We start from the raw sequence: 24129 nt of genomic DNA on the forward strand, positions 1-24129 counted from the left end.
TGCGTACGTCATGGCAACGAAAAATATTGAAACGCCCCGAATCGAAGCACTCGGCGATCACGAGTACCTCGTGCGTGTCGACCAGGGCGAGGAGCCCGTCGCCATCCGGATGCGAGCCACGCCAGAGGTCGTCGCGCGCATCGCCGGACCCGACGCCGACGAAACCCGTGTTGTCGCCGCTACCATCGCCTACCTGATTGCGCGGCAGCGCCCCGATGACCTACCTGAGCAACTCGACCTCGACGACATCATCGCCGCCTACGACGGTTACCTCGACGAGCTCCACGACCAGATCTGCAGTCTGCGATGAACGGCCATCACCACACGACGCTCATGCTTGCCGCGCGGGACGAAGAATCTGCAGCGCGGCGGGGACCGCGGAGATCTCGGCGGGCAGCGCGCAGGCGAAGTCGCCGTCGGCGTACACGTTGATGCCCGGGCACTCGACGTGGATTGATGTGGCGCGTGCGGTGGTCACCTCGTCCAGGCGGACGTGGGTGCCCTTCATGACGGTGGGGAACAGGCGGACCAGCTTGGTCCTGGATGCCGAATGCGCCATCGTGATGTCGAGTAGACCGTCGGTGGGGTCGGCGTTGGGACAGATCAGCAGTCCGCCGCCGTAGCTGCGGGTATTGCCGAAGGCCGCCAGCGTGATGTCCGCGTCGATCTCTTTCGTCCCGTCGAGGACCAGCCGGAACGGCAACAACCGCAGCCTCGAAAGCTCGGCGAGCATCGCGATGTAGTAGCGCGCCCGCCCGTGCGGCCAGGTCATCTGGTTGGCGCGATCGGTCACGAGCGAATCGAATCCCGTCGCGGCGACGGTGCCGAACCACTTCTCTGTGCCGTCGCTGTCGCGAATCCGGCCCAGGTCAATCGTTTCCGTCCAGCCGTCGACGATGATGTCGGCGGCCGCCTCGGGATCCCTTGTGGGAATGCCGAATTCGCGGGCGTGATCGTTGCCGGTGCCCGCCGGGATGATTCCGAGCGGGATGTCTGTGCCCGCCAACACCTGTAGGGCATTGGAGACGACGCCGTCGCCGCCGGTGGCCATGACCGCGTCGGTTCCTCGCTCGAGTTCGGCGCCGACGAGGTGGCGCGCGTCTTCGGCGTCGTCACCGATGATCTCGGTGACCTGTACGCCCCGATCGTGCAGCCGGGCGATCGCGATTTGCGCGGCGCGGATCGCGGCGCCATGCCCCGACGCGGGATTGGTCAGCGCGGTGACTTTGGCGATTTCACGCGGACTCACGGAATCAGCTTGCCGGGGTTGAGGATTCCGGCCGGGTCCAATGCCGCCTTGACCGCGCGCAGCACCTGCACACCGAGATCCCCGACCTCGTCGCGCATCCAGGGTCGGTGGTCGGCGCCGACGGCGTGGTGGTGGGTGATGGTCGCGCCGTTGGCGATCATCGCATCGGACGCCGCCTTTTTGGCCTTCTGCCACTGTGCGATCGCATTGCCGCGTTGCCCGGCGACGACGGTGAAGTACAGCGAGGCGCCAGTGGGGTAGACGTGCGAAATGTGGCACATCACGAGGGCCGGCGTGCCGGTCTCGGCTAATGCGCCGGTGAGCGCTTCGGTGACCGCGGCCTTGAGGGCGGGAATGTTGGACCAATCGGTGGCCGTTTCGAGCGTTTCGCAGAGCGCGCCCGCGGACAGCAGCGAGTCGCGCAGGTACGGCGCGGCGAACCGGCCGCGTTCCCAGGCTTGGGCCGGCGCTTCGCCGAGCGACGTGCCGCCCTGCGCCGCCAGCAGTGCGCGGGTCTCGGCATGCCGGCTTTCGACGTGTTCGGTGGTGCCCTCGAACACCGTGATCCCTAAGCAGCCGCCGGTGATTTGGTTTTCGCCGATCGCCTCGGTGGTGGCGAGGTTGACTCCGGTCTCCGCTTCGTCGGAGAGCCGAATGACGGTGGGGCCCGTGGCATTTTGGGTGACCGCGCGCAGGGCCGCGGCCCCGGTCGCGAAATCCGGGAACGACCACGCCTCGTAGCGGACGGCTTCCGGCGTGCGGTGCACACGCAGCCGCACCTGGGTGATGACGCCGAAGGTGCCCTCCGAGCCGATCAGCAGCTGACGAAGGTCGGGACCGGCGGCCGACTCCGGCGCGCGGCCCAGATCCAGCGTGCCGACCGGCGTGATCACCCGGAGCCCGCGAACCATGTCGTTGAACCGGCCATAGCCGGCCGAATCCTGGCCCGAGGAGCGGGTTGCCGCGAAGCCGCCGATGGTGGCGTACTCGAAGCTCTGCGGGAAATGCCCGAGAGAGAACCCGCGTTCGCCGAGCAGACGCTCGGCGTCCGGGCCGGTGACGCCGGCACCGAACACCGCCTGCCCGGAAACCTCGTCGAGCTCGATCAGCTGGTCAAAGCGGCGCAAATCGAGGGAGACCACCGCGTCGAAGTCGGCGCGGGTGGGATTCAGGCCGCCGGTGACGCTGGTGCCGCCGCCGAAGGGAATGACGGCGATGCCACGCTCCGAGCAGTAGCGCAGGATCGCGGCCACGGCGTCTTCGTCGCCGGGCAGCAGGATGGCGTCGGGCGCGTCCTGGGCTTTCTCCTTGCGCCGCAGCATGTCGATGGTCGACTTGCCACCCGCGTGCAACAACCGATCGCGGTCGGTGGTGCGGCAATAGCCGTCGCCGACGATCGCGGTCAACGCGTCTCGATCCTCGGCTGTCAGCGCGGACGGGCGCAGCTCGACGTCATCGGCATCCAGTTCGGCCTCTGCCGAGTCATCCAGGCCCACGGTCTGCTTCAGCAGCGCCCGGATCCCCTCGGACAGGGGCTTGGCCGCGGCGGGATCTCCCCACGCGTTCCATTTCATCGGTGGGAGGAGCTCCTCGAGGTGCGTCATGCGTTACAGTATTACACATGCTGTCAATCAGTAACGCACCAGTCGACACCCGAGAACGGATCCTCACGGCGGCCGCGAGCTGTGTGGTCGATTTCGGGGTGGACCGGGTGACCCTGGCCGAGATCGCCCGGCGCGCGGGCGTGAGCCGGCCGACCGTCTACCGCCGCTGGCCGGATACCCGCTCGATCGTGGCGGCGCTGCTGACCCAACGCATCGTTGGGGTGATGCGCAACGCGCCATTGCTTGGCGAAGACCGGGAATCCCTTGTGCGACAGATTGTTACGGTGGCCAATCTGCTGCGTCGCGATGACTTGGTCATGTCGGTGATGCATTCGGAGCTGGCGCCGATCTACATCACCGAGCGCCTGGGGTCCAGCCAGCAGATGTTGATCGACGCCCTGGCCGATCGGTTGCGCGCCGCCCAGCGTCACGGCAGCGTCCGCGCCGGCGACCCGCTGCAGATGGCCACCATGGTGTTGCTGATCGCCCAGTCGACGATCCAGTCGGAGCGGATCGTCCGGCCGATTCTTGATTCCGATGCGCTGGCCGCCGAGCTCACTTACTCGCTGAACGGATACCTGTCGTGAATCCCACAGCTTTGAACGCGGCCCGTCGTGCGGCCGACCTGAATGCCCTCGCCGACGGCGAGCCGTTGGACGTCCTGGTGATCGGTGGTGGCATCACCGGCGTCGGGATTGCCTTGGACGCCGCCTCACGGGGTCTGCGGGTGGCGTTGGTGGAAAAGCACGACCTCGCGTTCGGCACCAGCCGGTGGAGTTCGAAATTGGTCCACGGTGGCCTGCGGTATCTCGCGACGGGCAATGTGGGGATCGCGCGGCGCAGCGCGATCGAGCGCGGAATCCTGATGACGCGCAACGCCCCTCACCTGGTGCGCGCGATGCCGCAGCTGGTCCCGTTGCTGCCGTCGATGAGTCGCGGCAAGCGCGCGTTGGTGCGCGCGGGGTTCCTCGCCGGTGATGCGCTACGGCTGCTGGCGGGGACGCCGTCGTCGGTGCTGCCCCGATCGAGCAGGGTTTCGGCCGATCGCGTGGTGGAAATGGCACCGACGGTGCGGCGCGACGGCCTGGACGGTGGCCTGCTGGCCTACGACGGGCAGTTGATCGACGACGCCCGTCTGGTCACGGCGGTGGCGCGCACCGCCGCGCAGCACGGCGCCCGGATCCTCACCTATGTCGCGGCGTCCGAGGCCACCGGCGGATCGGTGCGCCTGACCGACCAACGCACGGGCGAGTCGTTCGACGTGACCGCTGGCGCCGTCGTCAACGCGGCCGGGGTGTGGGCCGGGGAGATCGACGGATCGTTGCGGTTGCGGCCCAGCCGCGGAACCCACCTGGTGTTCGACGCCGGTGCCTTCGGGAATCCTGTTGCCGCGCTGACGATTCCGATCCCCGGTGAGCTCAACCGCTTCGTGTTCGCCATGCCGGAGCAACTGGGCCGCGTGTACCTCGGGCTGACCGACGAAGACGCTCCCGGCCCGATTCCCGATGTGCCACAACCGTCGTCGGAGGAGATCACGTTCCTGTTAGACACGGTGAACACCGCGCTGGGGACCGCGCTGCAGGCTGGCGATGTGATCGGCGCCTACGCCGGTTTGCGGCCACTGATCGACACCGGCGGAGGTCGCACCGCGGACGTTTCGCGCGAGCACGCCGTCGCCGAGTCGCCCTCCGGCGTCATCAGCGTGATCGGGGGAAAGCTGACCGAATACCGTTACATGGCAGAGGATGTCGTGGACCGCGCCGTCGAACTGCGGCACCTGCATGCTGGCAATTGCCGAACGCGCAATCTGCCGCTCGTCGGCGCCCCGGCCAACCCCGGTTCGACGGTGCCGCCGATGGCCGGCCTGCCCGAGTCGCTGATCCTGCGGTACGGGGCGGAGGCCGCGCATGTCATCGCCGCTGCCACGTGCGAGCGTCCCGGTGATCCGGTGGCCGAAGGGATCGACGTGACTCGCGCGGAGTTCGAATTCGCGGTGACCCACGAGGGCGCGCTGGGTGTCGACGACATCCTGGACCGGCGGACGCGGATCGGCCTGGTGGCTCGCGATCGCGAGCGGGTGGTGTCGGTCGCGGAGGAGCTCCTGGCCTGCCTTGGCTAGCGGAAGCCTTTACGAGTCTTTGGAGTCGTCGGATTCCTCGTCCTTGTCGGAGTCCCTGGAGTCCTTGGAATCGTCAGAGTCGTCGGAGTCCTCGGAGTCCTCGGAGTCCTCGGAGTCCTCGGAGTCCTCGGAGTCCTTGGAGTCCTTGGAGTCCTTGGACTTGTCGGAATCGGATTCGTCGGAGTCCTCGGATTGCTCGTCCTTGTCGGAGTCGTCAGCCTTCTCGGCCTTGGCTGCGAACTTCGTCAAGAGCCCAGCGAGATCGCGGGCTTCGTCAGGTGCCAACACATCGTCGAATAGCCGCTCGTCGCTCCCATCGATGCGCTCAAGGTAAACCGCGTTGTCCTGGGTGCCGACGTCCCATCGGCCCCCCTCTTGACGAACCATCCGATGCCGCCTTCTGTCTCGAACCTGATTCCACCTGACTACCCACTCCTGCTGCACCGGAACGGCCATCGCGTGGAATTTCTGGCAAGCTTGCGGGGCCGCCATTATGACATCTACTATTTAATGGTAGTGACTGTCATAATTAGAGAAGCGCCGTAGTTGGGGGTGAGGCCTGATGAATGTCCGTGTTCCTGTGCTGATAGTCGGCGCTGGCGTGGGCGGGCTGGCCATGTCGGCCTCGCTCGCCAAGCATGGCGTCCGCTCGCTACTGGTCGAAAAGCGCGACGAGGTCTTCATCTATCCGAAGGCCCGCAATCTGAGCTTCCGCAGCCTGGAGATTCTGCGCGGGCTCGGCTTGGGCGACGAGGTCCACGCCGTCGCCGAGCAGGTTTCCGAATTGGTTACCAAGCCAACGCTCAACAGCCCGGAGGAACAGCCGGCCATCGACCTCGATGCGCTCTTCGGCGGCCTGGAGATGTTGAGCCCCGAACCCACCGTGCAGTATTGCCCGCAAAGCAGGCTCGAGCCGATCCTGCTCGCCGAAACACGCCGGCGCGGCAGTGAGGTGCGCTATGGCACCGAACTGTCGTCGTTCGAGTCAGACGGGACCGGTGTCACCGCCGTTGTCCGCGACCGGGATTCGGGAGAGTCGGAGACGGTGCGGGCCGATTATCTCGTTGCCGCCGACGGTGTGCACAGCCCGACGCTCCGCGCGCTCGGCATCACTACTTCCGGGTACGGTGCGCTGCCGATCTTCGTGGTCTTCATCTACTTTCGCGCGCCGTGGCGCAAGTTTGTCCCGCACCTAGGCGACGGAGACGGCGTGCAGGTTCAAAACGCTGACGTGCAGGGCATTTTCATCGTGGCCGAGGGCGATCTCGGCATGTTCATCACCACTTATTTCCCCGACAAGGGCGAGACGGCGGAGCAGTTCACGCTGCAACGCTGCCGTGATCTGCTCACCAAGGCGATCGGTGAGCAGATCGACATCGAGATCATCGAGGTCGCGTCGTGGCAGCCCCACGAGCAGGTGGCCGACCAATTCCGCTGTGGGCGAGTCTTTCTCGTCGGCGATTCGGCACACACCATGCCGCCGTTCAAAGCCGGGGGAGCCAACACCGCGATCCAGAGTGCGCACAACCTCGCGTGGAAGTTGGCGGCGGTCCTGGACGGCACGGCCGGGCCGGCGCTGCTGGAGACCTTCCATGCCGAGCGGCATCCGGTCGGGCGGTTCGCTGCCCGACAGTCGCTGTCCGGCCCGACGATTGGCCTGCTGCGGCTCGACGATGACCGGCCGCTGTTGCCACCAGAGGAAGAGTCCTCGATGTTCCCGCTGCTGGTCGGGTACCGCTATCGTTCTGCTGCGGTCGTCACGGACGAGCCTCCGGTCGATCCGGACGAGGTGCAGCTCGTGGACGAGTTGCGCGGCCAGCCCGGAACCCGGGTTCCGCACGTGTGGGTGCGGGACGGTGTGTCGACGCTTGACCTGCTCGGCCCCGGGTTCACGGTAATCACCGGCGATGAGCGATGGTGTGCCGCCGCGGCTTCGGCGTCGGTCGCCGCGCATCGTGTCGACGGCGACGAGTGGGCCGCTGCCACCGGACTCAAGCCCGAGGGGGCGCTTCTCGTCCGCCCGGACGACTTCGTCGGCTGGCGCGCCGAAGATCTGCCCAGCGACCCGGAAGGCGCCCTGCGCAAAGCCCTTTCGACGATCCTGGGCCGTTAGGGACCCGCGAGCGCTCTGCTCGCGGTGAGAGCCCGCCGAATTACAGCGGGATGTTCTTGTGACGGCCGCGGCGTGCCGGCGCCTGGGCCAGTGCCTCGGTCAGCTTGCTGCGAGTGTGCGACGGGTCGATCTTCTCGTCGACCACGCCGATCTCGATCGCGCTGTCCACGCCGCCGGCGATCCGCTCGTGCTCGGCGGCCAGCTCGTCATGCAGCGCTTCGCGCTCGTGGTCGGCCGCGGCGGCCAGCTTCTTCTTGTGCAGAATGCCGACGGCGGCCTTGGCACCCATCACGGCGACCTCGGCGTCCGGCCAGGCGTAGACCTTGGTGGCGTTCAGCGACCGGGAGTTCATCGCAATGTAGGCCCCGCCGTAGGTCTTTCGGGTGACCAGCGTGACCCGCGGAACCGTGCACTCACCGAACGCGTGCAGCAGCTTGGCGCCGCGGCGCACCACGCCGCCCCACTCCTGGTCGACGCCGGGCAGATAACCGGGGACGTCGACGACCACGATCAGCGGAATGCCGAAGGCATCGCACAGACGCACGAAACGTGCCGCCTTCTCGGCGCTTTCGGAGTTCAGGCAGCCGCCCAGACGCAGCGGATTGTTGGCCAGCACGCCGACGGTGCGGCCGGACAAACGGCCCAACCCGATCACCATCGACGGCGCCCAGTTGGCCTGGAACTCGTCGAACGGTGTCTCGTCGTCGAGGATCGCGGTCACGATCGGGCGCACGTCGTAGGCACGCCGCGACGACTCGGGCAGCAACGCGTGAATGTCGGTGTCGCCGGCCTCGGCCTTGGTGCGGTCGAAATGCCCCTGCTGGCAGAACAATCCGACCAACCGGCGGCCGCGCTCGTAGGCGTCGAGCTCGTCGTCGGCGACGATGTGGCACACCCCGGACTTCTTGTGGTGGGTCTCCGGGCCGCCGAGCGCGGCCATGTCGACGTCCTCACCGGTGACACTGCGCACCACGTCGGGCCCGGTGACGAACACCCGGCTCTCCGGCGCCATCACCACGACATCGGTCAGGGCCGGCCCGTAGGCGGCGCCGCCGGCGGCGAAGCCCACGACGACCGAGATCTGCGGGACATAGCCGGACGCGCGGATCATCGCCTCGAACACCAGGCCCACCGCGTGCAGCGCCTTGACGCCTTCGGCCAGCCGGGCACCGCCGGAATGCCAGATACCGACGATCGGGCTCTGCTCCTCGATGGCGGTGTCGTAGGCGTTGACGATGTGCGTGCAACCCTCGATGCCCATAGCACCGCCCATCACCGTTCCGTCCGTGCAGAACGCGATGGTGCGCACACCGTTCACGGTGCCCGCGGCGGAAAGCACGCCCGAGCGGTCACGCTCGTGCAGCAGTTGGATGCTGCCGTCGTCGAAGAAATTGCTCAGACGCAACAACGGGTCGCGGGGGTCGAGCGATTCGCCGACCGCCTCGGGGGCCATGAGTGTCATTGCGGGTCTCCTGTTTCCGGTGTTGCTCGGGCTTGATGGCGCCGGGGTTTAGTACCGCCCAAAGGCGATCGCCACGTTGTGACCGCCGAATCCGAACGAGTTGTTGATCGCGTACCGGTAATCACCGTGCCGCGGCTTACCCGCCACCACGTCCAAATCGATCTCTGGATCGAGGTTTTCAAGATTCAGTGTCGGGGGGACCAGCTGATCCCGCAACGCGAGCACGGTCAAGATCGACTCCACCGCGCCGACCGCACCGACCGAGTGGCCGAGGGCGGACTTGGGGGCGTACACCGCCGGCTTGTTGCTGCCCAGGGCGTTGTTGATGGCCTTGCTTTCAGCCAGGTCGCCGACCTGGGTGCCGGTGGCGTGGGCGTTGACGTGGTCGATGTCGCCAGGAGTGAGGCCCGCGAGCTGGATCGCCCGCGTCATCGCATGGCCGGCGCGTTCACCGTTGGGGTCCGGGGCGACCATGTGGAAGCCGTCCGAGGTGACGCTGGCACCCATGATCCGGGCCAGGATGTTGGCGCCTCGGGCTTTCGCGTGCTCCTCGGTCTCGATCACCATCAGTGCGCCGGCTTCGCCGAACACGAAACCGTCGCGGTCCCGGTCGAACGGGCGACATGCACCGGCGGGGTCGTCATTGTTGGTCGACATCACGATGCGCATCGCCGCGAACGCCGCGATCGGCACCGCCTCGATCCGGGTTTCCACGCCACCGCAGATCGCGATGTCCGCCTCACCCAACACGATCTGCTGCCAGGCCCGGGCGATGCCCTCACAACCGGACGCGCACGCCGAAACCGGCGTCATCACACCGGCTTTGGCGTGGCGTTCCAGCCCGACCGCGGCGGCCGCTCCGTTGGGCATGTACTTCTGCACGCCTAACGGAGAGACCGCCTTCATGCCGCGAGCACGCATGTCGTCGTAACTGAAGACCATCTCCTCGGACGAACCCAGGCCGGTGCCGATGGAAACGGCCAACCGGTTGGTGTCGACTTCGGGTGAACCGGCGTTCTCCCACACCCGGCGGCCCAAGACGGTGGACATCCTTTGCAGGTAGCCCGTCCGACGCAACTCGATGCGCGTCAGCTGGCTGTCGAACTCCTCCACGAGATGCCCGCCGATACGGACCGGCAGGTCGAACTCCTCGACGAAGGGGTCCTCGAGGAGACGGATCCCACTTTGGCTGTCCAGGAGCAACTTCCAGGTGGTTTCCGCGTCGGGTGCCAAGGCAGTCGTCATGGCAATGCCGGTGACGACCACATTGGGGAAAGCTTTCCCCGTAACCAGCTCTGTCATGGGAGTGGCGAACGTTCCTTCCGTGCTTTAGTAACGCCCGAAGGCGAGCGCAACGTTGTGCCCTCCGAACCCGAACGAGTTGTTGATCGCGTACTGGTACTCGCCGTAGCGGGGTTCACCCGCGACGATGTCCAGATCGATCTCGGGATCGGGGGTTTCGTAGTTGAGGGTGGGTGGAATGACCCCGTCCCGCAGGGTCAGCACCGTGAGCACCGACTCGAGCGCCCCGACTGCGCCGATTGAGTGCCCCAGCGCCGATTTCGGCGCATACACCGCGGCCTTTTCGCAACCGGCGACCCGAAGCGCGTTGGCCTCGGCGGTGTCGCCGATCGGCGTTGCGGTCCCGTGTGCGTTGACGTGGTCGACGTCCTTGGGGGACAAGCCCGCCAGCTCCAGTGACCGCGTCATCGCCCGTCCGGCACGCACGCCGTCCGCCGCGGGCGCCACCATGTGGAAGGCGTCCGAGGTGATGCCGGCACCGAGCAACCGGGCCAACGGCTTGGCGCCGCGGGCCTTCGCGTGCTCCTCGGTCTCGATGAGCATCAGCGCTCCGGCCTCGCCGAACACGAAGCCGTCGCGGTCCTTGTCGAACGGCCGCGACGCACGCTCGGGCTCGTCGTTGCGGGTCGACATGGCCCGCATCATCGAGAATGCCGCGATGGGCAGCGCCTCGATGGGGCCTTCGACACCGCCGCACACGGCGACATCCGCATCACCCATGACGATCTGACGCCACGCGTGGGCGATTGCCTCCGAGCCCGACGAGCAGGCCGACACCGGCGTCATCACACCGGCGCGGGCCCCAAGCTGCAGACCCACCACCGCCGCGGCGCCGTTGGGCATGATCATCTGAACGGCGAGTGGCGACACCTTGCGGGGCCCGCCCTCGTTCATCAGGTCATAGCTCTCCACGATCCGCTCGGCGCCGCCCAGACCGGTGCCGACCACGACCGTGAACCGGTCGGGATCGACCTCTGGGGTACCCGCGGTCTCCCACAACTGGCCGCTCAGCAGTTTCGCCAAGCGCTGGACGTAGGACATGCGCCGCAGGTCCAGCCTGCCCATGTGGTTGTCGACGGGTTCCTTGAGGTGCCCGCCGATCTTGACGGGCAGGTCCCACTTGGTGACGAACTCGTCTTCGAGTACGTGGATGCCGCTTTCGCCGGCCAACAAACCCTTCCACGTGCTCTCGATGTCCGGCGCGATTGCTGTCGTCGCCGTGACGGCGGTTACCACAACGCTGGGGTAACCGCCATTAGCAGTGGAAGGCTTGGTCACTTGGTGTCCGCTTCCATCCTCGCCTTGACGTTGGCCACGGCGTCGGGGTTCTCGGACTCGATCTTGGCGCGCAGCGCTGCGGCGGCCTCGGGGTCCTCTTCCTCGAGCTTCTGGATGTACGCAACGACGTCACCGACGGTGCGCAGACCGGCAAGGTCTTCGTCGGGGATCTTCACGCCGTACTTGTCCTCGGTCTGAACGGCGATCTCGACCATCGACAGCGAGTCGATGTCCAGGTCGTCGACGAACGACTTCTCCGGGGTGACCTCGGAGGGCTCGATACCGGTGACCTCTTCGATGATCTCCGCAATACCGGCGATAATTTCTTCCTGAGTGACGGCCACAGCCTTGCTTCCCTTCGTAATGTGTTGTGTGTAAATCGAACTGACGTGCTTTTTGGTTGTACTGGACAAATTTGCCGTTAGAGGTCGGTCAACCCGTCCAGGTCTGCGGGCGACTTGACGGCGCGTGCCGTAACCCCCCGAAGTTCGCGCTTGGCGATGCCGGTGAGGGTGCCCGCGGGGGGGAACTCCACGATCGCCGTGACATTGTGCTCACGCAGATACTCGGTGCACAGGTCCCAGCGCACCGGTTGGGTCAGCTGGGCGACCAGCGCGTCCATCGCCGCGGCCGCCGAGGTGACCGGCTTGCCGTCGCGGTTGGACAACAGCGTGGCGGTGGGCTCGGAGGTCGCGATGGCGGCCGCCGCGGCGGCATATGCGTCGAGAGCCGAAGCCATGTACTTGGTGTGGAACGCCCCGGCCACGCCGAGTGCGCGCACCCGGGCCTTGGCCGGCGGGTCTTCGGCGAGCTTCTCCAGCGCGGCCAGCGGGCCGGCGGCCACGATCTGGCCGGCGGCGTTGCGGTTCGCGGGGGTCAGGTCGAGCTGCTCGAGGCGGGCCAATACCTCCGCCTCGTCGCCGCCGAGTACGGCGGACATGCCGGTCGGCTCGAGGGCGCAGGCCTTGGCCATCTCGGCGCCCCGGGTGGCGGCCAGTGCGACCGCGTCGTCGGCGCCCATCACACCGGCGATCGCGTAGGCAGCGATTTCGCCGACGGAGTGACCGGCCGCGATGAATTCCTCGCCGGCGAGCAGACCGCGCTTTGTCAGTTCCTGATGAGCCAGCAGCGTGGCCGCGACGACCAAGGGCTGGGTGACCGCGGTGTCGGTGATCTCTTCAGTCGAGGCGGTGGTGCCCAGCCGCACGAGATCCAGGCCGCTGGCCTTCGACCACAGGGTCAGCTGGTCCGCCGCGCCGGACAACTCCAGCCACGGCGACAGCATCCCCTCGGTCTGCGAACCCTGTCCGGGCGCGAGAAACGCAATCACGTGTCTAAGAGAACACTGTGGAAACGGTTTTGGCGGGTGTAACAGATTATGAACCTCGTCTTAGGTTTTTGTATACACCTTACAAAACGGCTCCGTAAGCAACATGTTTGATATCGTGCCGCGATCTGTTGCCTGGATCACTATCTCGCGGAAGGCGCCGCGGCACCTCCTCTGAGCGGGAGAGGAACCGGCGTCAGGGAGTTGCTGCCGACACTAGACGGGCTAGTGGGGTAGTTGAGCTGACCCACGGTCGCCGCCACACGCAGCACATACGCATCACGGGGTTGAGTGGGGTCGCGGCCAGTGAAGTCCGTGATGCGCTTCAGGCGGTACCGCACGGTGTTTGGATGAACGAACAACTTGCGGGCGCAAGCCTCAATCGCGCCGCCCGAATCTAAGAAAGCTTCAAGGGTCTCCACGAGGGTGGGTCCGGCATCGGCCAGCGGCCCCATCACGTCGGTATGCAACGCGACGATCGCCGACGCGTCTCCCATCAGCGCGCGCTCAGGCAGCAGCTCTCGGGCCAGCACGGGTCGGGGCGCCCCGCTCCAGCCCGCGACGGCGTTCATCCCCGATATCGCCTCGCTGGCGCTGTGATAAGCCGCGGTGAGCATCGGCGCGGTGGGTCCGATGACCACTGGGTCGTCCGAGAACGCGACCAACAGGTCACCCAGGAACTTCTCCGTCGGCGACAACGGACCCGACACGATCGCCACGAGCCAGGTGCCGTGCACGTCGGTGAGCGCCGCGCGGCCGTGGACGGCGGCGACGTCGCGGACGTGTTGGCTGGCCCGCTCGCTGTCACCCTGCCCGTTCGCATCCTCGCGGCCCGGCGCCGGGGTCCCGACGACCACCGTCGCCGGCGCGGTGGTGTCCCAGTTCAACGCCGCCGCACGAGATAGCAGCTCCGCGCCGGTGTCGCCGCGCACCACCGCGTCGACGACGCTGGCCTCCATGCGGCTGTCCCAGTTGCCCCGCGCCTCGGCCGCGTCCGCGTACTCGCCGGCGAACGTGAAGGCGAGGTCGCGGCTGTACTTCAAGATCCCCACCGTCAGCGCGGTCAGTTGCTCGTCGGAGCGGGCCAGCAGCGGTACGACTTCCTCAAAGAACTCCATCGTGACCCGCACCATGTCCACGCTGTGGCGCAGCGCGATCCGTCGGGTCAGGTCCTTCGGCACCAGTTCGAAGGCCTTGGCGGTGTAGCTGACGTTGCTGTGTGGGTCGTGCATCCATTCGACGAAATTCACGACGGCCGTCTGCACCACCAGCGCGACGCTGGCCCGCTGGGAGGCTTCCAGGTCGGCGAAGAACGGCAACCGATCCTGCATGGCGTTCACCGCTTCGGTGGACAGCCGGCCCGAATACTGCTTCAACCGACGCAGCAGGGAATCGGGGACGGTGTCCAGCAGTTCCAGCGGTGAACGCGGATGCTTGGCAAAAGGACCGGCGAACGGGTTGTCATTCACCCCTAAAACCTACGCCAGATTTTGGAACTTTCCGCCAAAGCCACGCCCTGGTAGGGGTGGTGCTTGCTCGAGTGCCCGGCTGGCCGGGCATTCGGCGACCAATGCCCGGCTGGCCGGGCCGTCGGCCGTTATGCCACGCCCGGGTCCGACGTCTGCTCCGGGGCGGCCTGCACGTCGTCGATCCGGTACTGGCGGGCGGCCGCGACCGGCACCGACGGGTCGATCTCGCCGTCGCGCGCCAGCGCCTCCAGCACCGCGACCACCTGGGACTCGGCGTCGGTGTTGAAGAAGCGCCGCGCGGCGGGCCGGGTGTCGGAGAAGCCGAACCCGTCGGTGCCCAGCGTGACGTAGGTGCCCGGCACCCACGGCCGGATCTGCTCGGGGACCGCGCGCATCCAGTCCGATACGGCGATCACCGGCCCGACGGCCCCCTCGAGGGCCTTCGTCAGGTAGGGAACGCCGGCGGGCTGGTCCGGGTGGCGCAGCCTCGCCGTCTCGACGGCCACGCCGTCGCGGTTCAATTCGCCCCAGCTGGTCACCGACCACACGTCGGCGGCGACGTCCCACTCCGCGGCTAGCATCTCGGCGGCTTGCAGCGCCGACGGCATCGCCACGCCCGACGCGAGGATCTGCGCCTTGCTGGTCCGTTGCTCGGTGGCCGCGTGGTACCGGTAAATGCCGCGCAGCACGCCTTCGGGATCGAAGTTGTCCGGCTCCGGGGGCTGCACGTAGGGCTCGTTGTAGACGGTTATGTAGAAGAACACGTTCTCCGGGTTCTGGCCGAACATCCGCGCCAGCCCGCTTTCCACGATGTAGGCGATCTCGTAGGCGAACGCCGGGTCGTAGGCCACGACGGCCGGATTGGTGGCCGCCAGCAGCAGCGAATGGCCGTCGGCGTGCTGCAGGCCCTCGCCGGTCAGCGTGGTCCGCCCGGCGGTGGCCCCGAGCAGAAAGCCGCGGGCCATCTGGTCGGCCGCGGCCCACAGGCCGTCGCCGGTGCGCTGGAACCCGAACATCGAATAGAAGATGTAGATCGGGATCATCGGCTCGTTGTGCGTCGCATACGAGGTGCCCGCCGCGGTGAACGACGCCGCCGAACCGGCCTCGTTGATGCCCTCGTGCAGGATCTGGCCGACTTCACTTTCCTTGTACGCCAACATCAATTCGGCGTCGACCGCGGTGTAGAGCTGGCCGTTGCGGTTGTAGATCTTCAGGCTCGGGAACCACGAGTCCATGCCGAAAGTGCGCGCCTCGTCGGGAATGATCGGCACGATGCGCGGCCCGATCTCCTTGTCGCGCAACACTTCTTTGAAGGTGCGCACCGTCGCCATGGTGGTGGCCACCTCTTGCTGGCCCGAACCCTTCTTCAGGGCCTTGTAGGTGTCACGGCCGGGCAGTGTCAGTGCCTTGGCCTTGGTGCGCCGCTCGGGCACGTATCCGCCCAGCGCGCGCCGCCGGTCGAGCAGGTAGCGGATCTCGGGGGCCTCGGGACCCGGGTGGAAATACGGCGGCAGGTACGGGTCGTCTTCCAGCTGCGCGTCGCTGATCGGGATCCGGATGGCGTCGCGGAAGTCCTTGAGGTCTTGCAGCGCAAGCTTTTTCATCTGGTGTGTGGCGTTGCGGCCCTGGAAGTGGGCGCCCAGGGAATAGCCCTTGATCGTCTTGGCCAGGATCACCGTGGGCTGGCCCTTGTGGTCGACGGCGGCCCGGTAGGCGGCGTAGACCTTGCGGTAGTCGTGGCCGCCGCGCTTGAGGTTCCAGATCTCGGAATCGGTCATGTGCTCGACGAGCGCCTTGGTGCGCGGATCGCGACCGAAGAAGTGGTTGCGCACATAGGCCCCGTCGTTGGCTTTGTAGGTCTGGTAGTCGCCGTCGGGTGTGGTGTTCATCAGGTTGACCAGCGCGCCGTCCTTGTCGGCGTGCAGCAGCGCATCCCACTCGCGGCCCCACACCACCTTGATGACGTTCCAGCCCGCGCCCCGGAAGAACGACTCCAGTTCTTGGATGATCTTGCCGTTGCCGCGCACCGGGCCGTCGAGGCGCTGCAGGTTGCAGTTGATGACGAAGGTCAGGTTGTCCAGTGCCTCCAGCGCCGCGACGTGGGCCAGGCCGCGACTCTCGGGCTCGTCCATCTCGCCGTCGCCGAGGAACGCCCACACGTGTTGGTCGGAGGTGTCCTTGATGCCGCGGTCGTGCAAGTAGTGGTTGAACCGGGCCTGATAGATCGCGTTCATCGGGCCCAGCCCCATCGACACCGTCGGGAACTCCCAGAAGTCGGGCATCAGCCGCGGGTGCGGATAGGACGGCAGTCCGCCGCCGGGATGGCTGTGCTCTTGGCGGAAGCCGTCCAGCTGGTCGGCGGTCAGCCGGCCCTCCAGGAAGGCGCGGGCGTAGATGCCTGGCGACGCGTGGCCCTGGATGAATATCTGGTCCCCGCCGCCGGGATGGGCCTTGCCGCGGAAGAAGTGGTTGAACCCGACCTCGTAGAGCGCCGCCGAGGACGCGTAGGTCGAGATGTGGCCGCCCACGCCGACGCCGGGTCGCTGCGCGCGGTGCACCATGATCGCCGCGTTCCACCTGATCCAGGCCCGATAGCGGCGCTCGACGTCCTCATCGCCGGGGAACCACGGTTCGAGCTCCGTAGGGATGGTGTTGACGTAGTCGGTGGAGGTCAGCGCCGGGATCGCGACCCGCTGCTCACCGGCGCGTTCCAGCAGGCGCAGCATCAGATACCGGGCGCGGGCGGGCCCGGAGCGTTCGAGCATTTCGTCGAACGATTCGAGCCATTCGGTGGTCTCCTCGGGGTCGATGTCGGGCAGATACGACGCGACACCTTCGCGGATCACCCGCACCCGATCGGATTCGTTTGGGTTGCTTGAGTTTTGGGCCAGATCGTGGCGCGCGAACTCGGTGGTCAACTTCCGCTCCTTGGTTGGCGGGTTATCTGCCCGCGGTTTCGCCTTCTATCGTGCCGCACCGGCCTCCCGGGGGGGTAGCCGCGGTGTGCTGCAGGCGGCGGGAACGTCCACCCGGTAACGTCAAGCTGTGCTCATCGGATGGCGTGCCGTCCTTGCGGGGGAAGCCGTAAAGCGAGGCGCTCTGGCGCTCGGCTGTGTCGCGGTGGTTGTGATGGGCATCGTGGGCTGTACCACCGTCACCAACGGCACGGCAACGCCCGACACGAAGGTGGCCCCGGCCTACCGGCAGTCCGTGTCCGCGTCGGTATCCGCGTCGGCGGCGACGTCGAGCATCCGGGAAACCCAGCGGCAGCAATCCCTGACGACGCGGGCGGTCCGCACCTCATGCGACTCGCTGGCGACCACCAGCAGCGCGGCGATCGACAAGGTGAATGCCTTTGTCGGGGCGTTCAATGCGGGCAAAAACACCGGCCCGACCGAAGGCCCGGCCATCGACGCGCTCAACGACAGCGCGTCGACGGTGGCCAACAGCTTCAGCGACGCGCTGTCGACCCAGATGAAGGACGCGTTCAACGCGTACATCGACGCCGCGCGCGGTGTGGCGAACGCCATCGGCACGCACGCGCCGACGGGTGAGTTCAACAAGCGGGTCAATCAGCTCAACGACACGAAGACCAAGGCCCTCAAACTCTGCCTGGCGTCGTTCTGAGGCGCGTCGTGAGGTGGCGCTATGGACCGAGTTCCGGCTGTGCGACGATAATCCCATCGCACGGCGCGCATGGTTGAAGGAGGCTGCACGGTGGTCGCGGAGGATCACGCCCCGGGCTACGCTCGCAAGCTGGGCATCCAACGGGACCAAGTCGTCCAGGAGTGGGGCTGGGACGAAGACACCGACGACGACATTCGTGCCGCGGTCGAGGAAGCCTGCGGCAGTGACCTGCTCGACGAAGACACCGACGAGGTGGTCGACGTCGTCCTGCTGTGGTGGCGAGATGGGGACGGCGATCTGGTGGACACCCTGATGGACGCGATCAGCCCGTTGGCCGAGGACGGCGTGATCTGGGTGCTGACACCCAAGACGGGCAAGCCCGGTCACGTCCTGCCGGCCGAGATCGCCGAGGCGGCCCCGACTGCCGGGTTGATGCCGACCTCGTCGGTCAACCTCGGCGACTGGAGCGCCAGCCGCTTGGTTCAGCCGAAGTCGCGGGCCGGGAAGCGTTGATGCTGCCGGTCGGAACGCCCGCCCCGGACTTCACCTTGCGCGACCAGAATCAGCAGCGCGTCACCCTGAGCTCCTACCGCGGCGCCAAGAACGTCCTGTTGGTGTTCTTCCCGCTCGCATTCACCGGGATCTGCCAGGGTGAACTCGACTTGCTGCGGGATCACTTGCCCGTTTTCGAAAACGACGACAGCGCCGTGCTGGCGATCTCGGTGGGCCCGCCGCCGACGCACAAGATTTGGTCCCTCGAGAGCGGTTTCACGTTCCCGGTGTTGTCGGATTTCTGGCCGCACGGTGAGGTCAGCCAGGCCTACGGCGTGTTCAACGACGCCGCCGGATACTCCAATCGCGGCACCTTCGTCGTCGATCGGTCGGGAATCATCCAGTTCGCCGAGATGAAGGAGCCCGGTGAGGCCCGCGACCAGAAGCTGTGGACCGACGCGCTGGCGGCGTTGAAGTCCTGATCGTTTTGGCTGCTTAGGCTGTTGACGTGTAGCCTGCGGCGGGTCCGTTTGGTTCCAAGGGCGCGTAGCTCAGTGGTAGAGCTCTGGTTTTACACACCAGCGGTCGGCGGTTCGATACCGTCCGCGCCCACCGGCGTTTGGTGAGCGTGCGGCACTATGAACGGGTGAAGCCGTTTCGCATCGACGTTTCCGATGACGTTCTCGATGATCTGCGCTCGCGTTTGGCGCGCACCCGGTGGCCCGAAGCCGAGTGCGTGGACGACTGGAGCCAGGGCATTCCGTTGGCCTACACCCGCGAGCTCGCTGACTACTGGGCCAACGAATACGACTGGCGGTCGCGGGAGGCCGCGCTCAACCGCCTCGATCAGTTCGTCACCGAGATCGACGGGCTGGACATCCATTTCATCCACCAACGGTCCCCGCACGAGGACGCCTTCCCGCTGGTGATCACGCATGGCTGGCCGGGCTCAATTGTGGAGTTCCACAAGGTGATTGAGCCGCTGACCAATCCGGCGTCGGGACGGGCCGAAGACGCCTTTCACGTTGTCTGCCCGTCACTTCCGGGATACGGCTTCTCGGGTAAACCCACCCGCACCGGGTGGGGTGTGGAGAAGATCGCCGCGGCGTGGGAGACGCTGATGGGCACTCTCGGCTACGACCGCTACGGCGCCCAGGGCGGCGACTGGGGTGCGGCCGTCACCAATCAGATCGGCCGAAACCGCGGCCACTGCGCGGCCATTCACCTGAACATGCCGCTCGGCAGGCCCACGGCCGAAGCGATGGCCAACCCCACCGAGGAGGACAAGGCGGCGATGGCCGCGCTAGCCGAGCACCGCAAGTGGGGCACCGGCTATTCCAAGCAGCAATCGACCCGGCCGCAGACGCTGGGCTACGGGCTGGTCGATTCGCCCGCGGGGCAACTGGCGTGGATCGTCGAAAAGTTTTGGGCCTGGTCGGATTGCGACGGGCACCCGGAGAACGCGTTCAGCCGCGACGAGCTACTCGACAACGTGATGGTGTACTGGGTGACCGAAACCGCCGCGTCCTCGGCGAGGCTGTATTGGGAGAGCTTTCGGGTCTGGGGGCAAATGGACCGCGTCGAATTGCCAACCGGCGTAGCGGCTTTCCCGCATGAGCTGCTCAAGGCGCCGCGGAGCTGGTGCGAGCCGGTCTACAACATCACCCACTGGACGGACATGCCGCGCGGCGGGCATTTCGCCGCGTTCGAGCAGCCCGAGTTGTTCGTCGAGGACCTGCGCGCCTTCTTTGCGACTGTGCGCTGACACTCACCCGGGCGGCGCGAAGAACTCCAGGGCGACGCCGTCGGGGTCTGCGGAAACTCAATCCCGACCCGTACGGGGCGTCGACAATGCCACCGTGCTCGATGCCCAGCTCGCCCAGCCGGGTGACCCAATTCTCCAGCTCGGCGCGGTTGGCGCAGCCGAAGCCGACGTGATCCAGGCCGACGCGGTGCTCGCTGAACTCTTCGTCGGGGGCATGACGATCATGTTGATGGATGCCGAAAAGCGTGCCGCCGTCCAGCAGCCACACCAGATGCCGGAAGCCGGCGTCGGTGTGCTCGTCGAGGACCGGCACTGCGCCGAAAAGCGTTCGATACCAGGGGCCGCTGACCTCGAGGTCACGCACCGTGACCGCGACATGGTTGAGTGCGGGGAAGGCCATGGGCTGACTCTAGCCCTAGACGATGCGCCGGCCGCGTCGTGCGCGAGATCGCATGTCCCGCAGGTAGAGCTGGTATCCGAAGATCCACGCTCGGTGCGGAATCAACCGGTCGGCCAGCCGCAGGGCGGCCAGCAGCCATTCGAATCGTCGCTGCTGGCTCTCCGACCAGTCCAGCTTCATCATCGCCCGAAACTCGGGCGCCAGAAATCCCGTCGTCGCGAACAAATTGAGGGGCCCAGCCAGCGTGCGCACCGGCCACGGCAGGAATGCCATCGACGCCACCCCACGCAGATGCTCCCGGACCGGCGGGTCGATGTGCAGCTCGTCGAGCGAGCGTTTCCAGTACTCGTCGAACGCGACCCGGTCCGGCGGCCACATGCGCTCGGGCACCTGCAGCGTGGTGCCCAGCCGCCTGGCGTCGCGGTAGACGGCGTCGGCGGTGGCGTCGTCGAGCCGCCCGTGCAGGAACTCGTGCTGGTCGATGAAATAGCGGTACAGACACGCGGCCACCCACAGCTGCAACTTGGGGTCAAACGCGTTGTAGGACACCGGGCTTGACGACGTCGACCGCACCTGCCGGTGTGCGACGTCGACGGCGCCGCGGATCAGCGCGCGGTCGGATTCGGTGCCGATGGTCGCCACCGCCAGGTAGGTGCCGGTGGTGCGAGCTCGCTTGAACGGATGCTTGTAGACGTTGCCGCTGTCCACCGGGCTTTCCAGCACGCCGTAACCGACGCCCGGCAGCGACAGCTGCATGATCACGTTGGCGGCCGGTAACAGCATCGCCGCCGGATTCAGCAGGTCGGCGATCCGGGTCGCGGGCCGCTTCATCGCGGAACTCGCCTCATGCAATCGAGTAGACCACGTGTGAGACGCTGCCGGAATGGTTGCGACCCGGGCCCGCGTCACCGGCGTGCTGGCCGGCTACGTGGCCGACCTCGCGCTGAGCGACCCCCAGCGGGGGCATCCGGTCGCGCTCTTCGGCACGGCGGCCGCACGAGTGGAAGGCGCCACGTACCGCGACACCAAGCTCGCGGGCGCGCTGCACGTGGGCCTGACGGTCGGCGCCGCAACGCTGCTCGGCGCGGCGGTCGACCGGGCCGCGGTCCGCCTGGGTGGGCTGTGGCCGATCGCCGCCACCGCCGCCGCCACGTGGATATCGCTGGGCGGAACGTCGTTGGCGCGCACCGGCACGGCGATGTCGCGGCTGCTGGAACGCGGCGATATCGAAGGAGCGCGACGGTTGTTGCCGTCGCTGTGCGGGCGCGATCCGGCGGCGCTGGACGGCCCGGGCCTGACGCGCGCGGCGCTGGAATCGGTCGCGGAAAACACGTCCGATGCCCAGGTGGCGCCGCTGCTGTGGGCGGCGGTGGGCGGCGCCCCCGCGGTGCTGGCGTACCGCGCGGTCAATACCCTGGATTCGATGATCGGCCACCGCTCACCGCGGTATATCCGGTTCGGTTGGGCCGCAGCGCGATTGGACGACGTCGCCAACTACTTGGCTGCTCGGGTGACCGCCGTGTTGGTGGCGCTGTGCGCGCCGCTCGTCAGCGGGTCGACGGCGGGTGCACTACGAGCCTGGCGCCGGGACGCGGCCCGTCATCCCAGCCCCAACGCCGGCGTGGTCGAGGCGGCGTTCGCCGGGGCGCTGCGCGTGCGGCTCGGCGGGCCCACCCAGTACCGCCATGAGCTGCAGATCCGCCCGACCCTGGGCGACGGCCCGCAGCCTACGGTCGCGGACCTGCGGCGCGCGGCGACGCTGTCTCGGGCAGTGCAGGTGGCCGCGGCCCTACTCGTGGGTCTGTTTTGGCATCGAGTGTGCGTCAGCGGCGTCGAGTGTGTGCGTAGGGCGCCCTTAGCGCACACTGAAAGCGTTTACCGCCGGCGGCCGTAGCGGTCGGCGAGTTTTTCCTCGACAGTGGTCGGGCTTTCGGAGCTTTCAGCGACGGGCGCTTGTTGCCTTTCCGCGCGCCGGGCGCGGATCTCGGAATAGGCGAAATAGCCCAGCCCGATCGGCGCCAGGATGCCGAACAAAATCCATTGAATGCCGTAGGACAAAAACGGCCCGGCGTCCAGGCGCGGCACGCCGATCACACCTAGCCCGCCGGGTTGGTCGTCGACCAGTTGCAGGTAGGAGCCGGCCAGCGGGACTTTGGTCAGCGCCGAAACCTGTTGCGTGTTGATCGAATACACCTGCTGGAAGCCGTCTCTGGTGAAGGGGTCTTTGCCCTGCACGAGGGGCTCCGAATCGCGCAGGCGCGCCGTGATGGTCACCGTCTCCGCCGGCGGCCGCGGGATCGGCGGCACATGCGAACCCTCCTCGGGTCGCACATAGCCGCGGTCCACCAGCACGGTGGGTCCGCCGTCGACAACGAACGGCACCAAGACCTCGAATGCTTGCTCGGCCTCGATGACCCGCAGCCGGGCCAGCACCGCAACATCCGCCAGATAGTGGCCGGTTGCGGTCACCCTGCGCCATTGCGCATCCCGTGCCGACGAATCCTGTTGCGGCAACAAGGTTTTCAGCGGAACGGGTGCGGTGTTGAGGGAATACTCGATTTGGCGGTTTTCCCGCGACGTGCGGGTGTTCTTTCCCAGCTGCCACGGCGCGAGCACCATGAAGCACAGGTAGGTGAAGGCGATCACCACCAGGGCCAGCGCGATCCAGCCGGGCCGCAGCAGAAACGCCAACCTCCCCTTCAAACCGGGCATCAACCGTGCCCGTTTCGCGCCAGTTGCTCGTCGACCCACTCGTGCAGGCCGGGCAGGGCGGCTTCGATGACCGCAAAGACTTCTTCGAAGTCCGCGTGGTCGCCGTAGTAGGGGTCGTCGACGTCGGGGACATAGGCCCCCGAGCGCGGGTCGAATGACCGCAGCAGCCGGATCCGGCTCTCGTCGACTCCCAGCTGCTGCAGCATCCAGACATGGTTGCGGCCCAGCGCCACCACCAGGTCGGCCGCCGAGTGGTCGGTGCCGAATTGTGCGGCGCAGTGGTCGGTGGAATAGCCGTGCGCGCGCAGCACCCGGGCGGCGCGCTCGTCGGCGCAGCTGCCGATGTGCCAGTCGCCGGTGCCCGCACTGGTCACCCGTACCGCGTCGCCCAGGCCGCGCCGCCGCAGCTGCTCGGCGAACATCTTCTCGGCCATCGGTGAGCGGCAGATGTTGCCGGTGCAGACGAAGGTCACGTGCAACGGTCTAGACACCCAGCGCCCTCCGCAGCTCGGTGATGGTGGCGGCGTGCGTCACGCCAACGGCGGGCCCGCCTGTTTCCGTGAAGTCGGCCCGCCCGTAGCCCCAGCCGACCACCACGGCGTCGATCCCATGCGCGGCCGCCCCGTCCACGTCGTGGCTGCGGTCGCCGACCATCAGCACCCGGTCGGGCAGCGGGCGCAGCTGCTCCAGAGCGTGCGCCAGCACCTCCTCCTTGGTCTTGCGGGATCCGTCGGGACTCGCACCGGCGATGACGTCGAAATACCGGTCGAGCTCGAAATGGGCGAGGATGCGCCGCGCCGTCGGTTCCAGCTTCGAGGTGGCCACCGCCAGCCGGACACCGGCGGCGTGCAGATCGGCCAGCAGGGTGGCAATCCCGTCGAACAGCGTGTTCATCGCCCAGCCCCGGGCGCCGTACTCGGCGCGGAAGGCCGCGATCGCCGCGTCGGCGTGCTCGCCGAGTTCCATCGCGTGGAACGTGTCGTCCATCGGCGGGCCGACGATCTGCGCGGCCAGGTCGCCCTCGGGCACCGGAGCGCCGATGTGGCTGAGCGCGTGCAGGAAGCTCGCGACGATCCCTTCCGCGGAGTCGGTGAGGGTGCCGTCGAGATCGAAGATCACCAGCTGCGGCGCCGGGCAATCGGCCGGGACTGTGCCTGTCACGTCACCATTGTCCTAGATGGGCATGCCGTGGTGTGACGGTGTTCCCGCC

The 24129-nt window shown here is 67.3% G+C and carries 23 protein-coding genes, 1 tRNA gene and 1 pseudogene; 10 read left to right on the forward strand and 15 right to left on the reverse strand.

The window, feature by feature from the left end; translation table 11 throughout:
* Positions 1-10: 10 nt before the first annotated feature.
* The gene (locus ACQI5H_RS13875; RefSeq protein ID WP_427079930.1) at positions 11-310 is read left to right on the forward strand and encodes a hypothetical protein; all 300 of its coding nucleotides are present in this window, start codon (positions 11-13) and stop codon (positions 308-310) included.
* Between the two features lie 21 nt (positions 311-331).
* Here the strand turns inward: ACQI5H_RS13875 and ACQI5H_RS13880 are convergent, their stop codons facing one another.
* Both ACQI5H_RS13880 and ACQI5H_RS13885 read right to left on the reverse strand, forming a co-directional pair.
* A complete protein-coding gene (locus ACQI5H_RS13880; protein ID WP_427079931.1) occupies positions 332-1249 on the reverse strand; it encodes a diacylglycerol kinase in 918 nt (305 codons plus the stop codon).
* The gene (locus ACQI5H_RS13885; RefSeq protein WP_427080007.1) at positions 1246-2823 is read right to left on the reverse strand and encodes an FAD-binding oxidoreductase; all 1578 of its coding nucleotides are present in this window, start codon (positions 2821-2823) and stop codon (positions 1246-1248) included. The genes ACQI5H_RS13880 and ACQI5H_RS13885 overlap by 4 nt, the downstream gene beginning before the upstream one ends.
* A gap of 47 nt (positions 2824-2870) precedes the next feature.
* Here ACQI5H_RS13885 and ACQI5H_RS13890 point away from each other — a divergent pair, with 47 nt between their 5' ends.
* Positions 2871-3440 carry a TetR/AcrR family transcriptional regulator gene (locus ACQI5H_RS13890; RefSeq protein ID WP_427079932.1) on the forward strand — a complete coding sequence of 190 codons (570 nt, stop codon included), beginning with the start codon at positions 2871-2873 and terminating at the stop codon, positions 3438-3440.
* On the forward strand, positions 3428-4972 hold the full coding sequence (locus tag ACQI5H_RS13895; RefSeq protein ID WP_427080008.1) for a glycerol-3-phosphate dehydrogenase/oxidase: 1545 nt from the start codon (positions 3428-3430) through the stop codon (positions 4970-4972). The genes ACQI5H_RS13890 and ACQI5H_RS13895 overlap by 13 nt, the downstream gene beginning before the upstream one ends.
* Positions 4973-4981: 9 nt before the next feature.
* Here ACQI5H_RS13895 and ACQI5H_RS13900 read toward each other — a convergent pair whose 3' ends face one another.
* Positions 4982-5359 carry a hypothetical protein gene (locus ACQI5H_RS13900; RefSeq protein WP_427079933.1) on the reverse strand — a complete coding sequence of 126 codons (378 nt, stop codon included), beginning with the start codon at positions 5357-5359 and terminating at the stop codon, positions 4982-4984.
* Between the two features lie 175 nt (positions 5360-5534).
* On the opposite strand from ACQI5H_RS13900, the gene ACQI5H_RS13905 reads away from it, so the two are divergent.
* Positions 5535-7085 carry an FAD-dependent monooxygenase gene (locus tag ACQI5H_RS13905; protein WP_427079934.1) on the forward strand — a complete coding sequence of 517 codons (1551 nt, stop codon included), beginning with the start codon at positions 5535-5537 and terminating at the stop codon, positions 7083-7085.
* Between the two features lie 40 nt (positions 7086-7125).
* Here the strand turns inward: ACQI5H_RS13905 and ACQI5H_RS13910 are convergent, their stop codons facing one another.
* The 7 genes from ACQI5H_RS13910 to aceE form a co-directional block, all read right to left on the reverse strand.
* Positions 7126-8547, reverse strand: coding sequence for an acyl-CoA carboxylase subunit beta (locus ACQI5H_RS13910; RefSeq protein ID WP_076115174.1), 1422 nt, complete (start codon positions 8545-8547; stop codon positions 7126-7128).
* Positions 8548-8595: 48 nt separating this feature from the next.
* The gene (gene kasB, locus ACQI5H_RS13915; RefSeq protein WP_427079935.1) at positions 8596-9849 is read right to left on the reverse strand and encodes a 3-oxoacyl-ACP synthase KasB; all 1254 of its coding nucleotides are present in this window, start codon (positions 9847-9849) and stop codon (positions 8596-8598) included.
* 27 nt (positions 9850-9876) lie between these two features.
* Positions 9877-11127 carry a 3-oxoacyl-ACP synthase KasA gene (kasA, locus tag ACQI5H_RS13920; RefSeq protein WP_427079936.1) on the reverse strand — a complete coding sequence of 417 codons (1251 nt, stop codon included), beginning with the start codon at positions 11125-11127 and terminating at the stop codon, positions 9877-9879.
* A complete protein-coding gene (gene acpM / locus ACQI5H_RS13925) occupies positions 11124-11471 on the reverse strand; it encodes a meromycolate extension acyl carrier protein AcpM (RefSeq protein ID WP_076061171.1) in 348 nt (115 codons plus the stop codon). Before acpM ends, kasA begins: the two co-directional genes overlap by 4 nt.
* Positions 11472-11548: 77 nt before the next feature.
* Complete coding sequence (locus tag ACQI5H_RS13930; protein ID WP_427079937.1) at positions 11549-12457, reverse strand: ACP S-malonyltransferase; 909 nt, start codon at positions 12455-12457, stop codon at positions 11549-11551.
* Between the two features lie 140 nt (positions 12458-12597).
* Positions 12598-13923, reverse strand: coding sequence for a PucR family transcriptional regulator (locus tag ACQI5H_RS13935; RefSeq protein ID WP_427079938.1), 1326 nt, complete (start codon positions 13921-13923; stop codon positions 12598-12600).
* A 128-nt stretch (positions 13924-14051) separates the two neighbouring features.
* On the reverse strand, positions 14052-16841 hold the full coding sequence (aceE, locus tag ACQI5H_RS13940) for a pyruvate dehydrogenase (acetyl-transferring), homodimeric type (protein ID WP_427079939.1): 2790 nt from the start codon (positions 16839-16841) through the stop codon (positions 14052-14054).
* 127 nt (positions 16842-16968) lie between these two features.
* Here aceE and ACQI5H_RS13945 point away from each other — a divergent pair, with 127 nt between their 5' ends.
* The 5 genes from ACQI5H_RS13945 to ACQI5H_RS13965 all read left to right on the forward strand — a co-directional run bounded on the left by ACQI5H_RS13945 (position 16969) and on the right by ACQI5H_RS13965 (position 19807).
* The gene (locus tag ACQI5H_RS13945) at positions 16969-17550 is read left to right on the forward strand and encodes a hypothetical protein (RefSeq protein WP_427079940.1); all 582 of its coding nucleotides are present in this window, start codon (positions 16969-16971) and stop codon (positions 17548-17550) included.
* Positions 17551-17640: 90 nt separating this feature from the next.
* Positions 17641-18063 carry a DUF3052 domain-containing protein gene (locus ACQI5H_RS13950; protein WP_427079941.1) on the forward strand — a complete coding sequence of 141 codons (423 nt, stop codon included), beginning with the start codon at positions 17641-17643 and terminating at the stop codon, positions 18061-18063.
* Positions 18063-18524, forward strand: coding sequence for a peroxiredoxin (locus ACQI5H_RS13955; RefSeq protein WP_076115170.1), 462 nt, complete (start codon positions 18063-18065; stop codon positions 18522-18524). Before ACQI5H_RS13950 ends, ACQI5H_RS13955 begins: the two co-directional genes overlap by 1 nt.
* A 58-nt stretch (positions 18525-18582) precedes the next feature.
* Positions 18583-18654, forward strand: a tRNA-Val gene (locus ACQI5H_RS13960).
* A 34-nt stretch (positions 18655-18688) separates the two neighbouring features.
* Positions 18689-19807, forward strand: a complete 1119-nt coding sequence (locus tag ACQI5H_RS13965; RefSeq protein ID WP_427079942.1) for an epoxide hydrolase family protein — start codon at positions 18689-18691, stop codon at positions 19805-19807.
* A gap of 3 nt (positions 19808-19810) precedes the next feature.
* On the opposite strand, the pseudogene ACQI5H_RS13970 reads toward ACQI5H_RS13965, so the two are convergent.
* Together ACQI5H_RS13970 and ACQI5H_RS13975 are read right to left on the reverse strand one after the other, a co-directional pair.
* Positions 19811-20207, reverse strand: a pseudogene (locus tag ACQI5H_RS13970) (VOC family protein).
* A 15-nt stretch (positions 20208-20222) separates the two neighbouring features.
* On the reverse strand, positions 20223-21038 hold the full coding sequence (locus tag ACQI5H_RS13975) for an oxygenase MpaB family protein (protein ID WP_427079943.1): 816 nt from the start codon (positions 21036-21038) through the stop codon (positions 20223-20225).
* Positions 21039-21090: 52 nt separating this feature from the next.
* Here ACQI5H_RS13975 and ACQI5H_RS13980 point away from each other — a divergent pair, with 52 nt between their 5' ends.
* Complete coding sequence (locus tag ACQI5H_RS13980) at positions 21091-22101, forward strand: cobalamin biosynthesis protein (protein ID WP_427079944.1); 1011 nt, start codon at positions 21091-21093, stop codon at positions 22099-22101.
* Here the strand turns inward: ACQI5H_RS13980 and ACQI5H_RS13985 are convergent.
* From ACQI5H_RS13985 to ACQI5H_RS13995, 3 genes are read right to left on the reverse strand one after another with little or no spacing between them, the layout of a single operon-like run.
* Entirely contained in the window at positions 22083-22919 is an 837-nt protein-coding gene (locus ACQI5H_RS13985; protein ID WP_427079945.1) for an SURF1 family protein, read from the reverse strand. The two genes, ACQI5H_RS13980 and ACQI5H_RS13985, sit on opposite strands and share 19 nt — an antisense overlap.
* Entirely contained in the window at positions 22919-23410 is a 492-nt protein-coding gene (locus ACQI5H_RS13990; protein ID WP_427079946.1) for a low molecular weight protein-tyrosine-phosphatase, read from the reverse strand. The genes ACQI5H_RS13985 and ACQI5H_RS13990 overlap by 1 nt, the downstream gene beginning before the upstream one ends.
* The gene (locus tag ACQI5H_RS13995; protein WP_427079947.1) at positions 23403-24080 is read right to left on the reverse strand and encodes an HAD-IA family hydrolase; all 678 of its coding nucleotides are present in this window, start codon (positions 24078-24080) and stop codon (positions 23403-23405) included. Before ACQI5H_RS13995 ends, ACQI5H_RS13990 begins: the two co-directional genes overlap by 8 nt.
* Positions 24081-24129 lie beyond the last annotated feature (49 nt).

It is taken from the genome of Mycobacterium heidelbergense, from assembly GCF_050205645.1.
GTDB lineage: Bacteria > Actinomycetota > Actinomycetes > Mycobacteriales > Mycobacteriaceae > Mycobacterium > Mycobacterium heidelbergense_A.

What these genes read in the sequence shown, in the direction of transcription:
- ACQI5H_RS13875 (WP_427079930.1), top strand. Translation starts at nt 11, where the DNA reads ATGGCAACGAAAAATATTGAAACGCCCCGAATCGAAGCACTCGGCGAT.
- ACQI5H_RS13885 (WP_427080007.1), bottom strand. Translation starts at nt 2,823, where the DNA reads ATGAAATGGAACGCGTGGGGAGATCCCGCCGCGGCCAAGCCCCTGTCC.
- ACQI5H_RS13890 (WP_427079932.1), top strand. Translation starts at nt 2,871, where the DNA reads ATGCTGTCAATCAGTAACGCACCAGTCGACACCCGAGAACGGATCCTC.
- ACQI5H_RS13900 (WP_427079933.1), bottom strand. Translation starts at nt 5,359, where the DNA reads ATGGTTCGTCAAGAGGGGGGCCGATGGGACGTCGGCACCCAGGACAAC.
- ACQI5H_RS13905 (WP_427079934.1), top strand. Translation starts at nt 5,535, where the DNA reads ATGAATGTCCGTGTTCCTGTGCTGATAGTCGGCGCTGGCGTGGGCGGG.
- ACQI5H_RS13910 (WP_076115174.1), bottom strand. Translation starts at nt 8,547, where the DNA reads ATGACACTCATGGCCCCCGAGGCGGTCGGCGAATCGCTCGACCCCCGC.
- kasB (WP_427079935.1), bottom strand. Translation starts at nt 9,849, where the DNA reads ATGACAGAGCTGGTTACGGGGAAAGCTTTCCCCAATGTGGTCGTCACC.
- ACQI5H_RS13955 (WP_076115170.1), top strand. Translation starts at nt 18,063, where the DNA reads ATGCTGCCGGTCGGAACGCCCGCCCCGGACTTCACCTTGCGCGACCAG.
- ACQI5H_RS13975 (WP_427079943.1), bottom strand. Translation starts at nt 21,038, where the DNA reads ATGAAGCGGCCCGCGACCCGGATCGCCGACCTGCTGAATCCGGCGGCG.
- ACQI5H_RS13980 (WP_427079944.1), top strand. Translation starts at nt 21,091, where the DNA reads ATGGTTGCGACCCGGGCCCGCGTCACCGGCGTGCTGGCCGGCTACGTG.
- ACQI5H_RS13985 (WP_427079945.1), bottom strand. Translation starts at nt 22,919, where the DNA reads ATGCCCGGTTTGAAGGGGAGGTTGGCGTTTCTGCTGCGGCCCGGCTGG.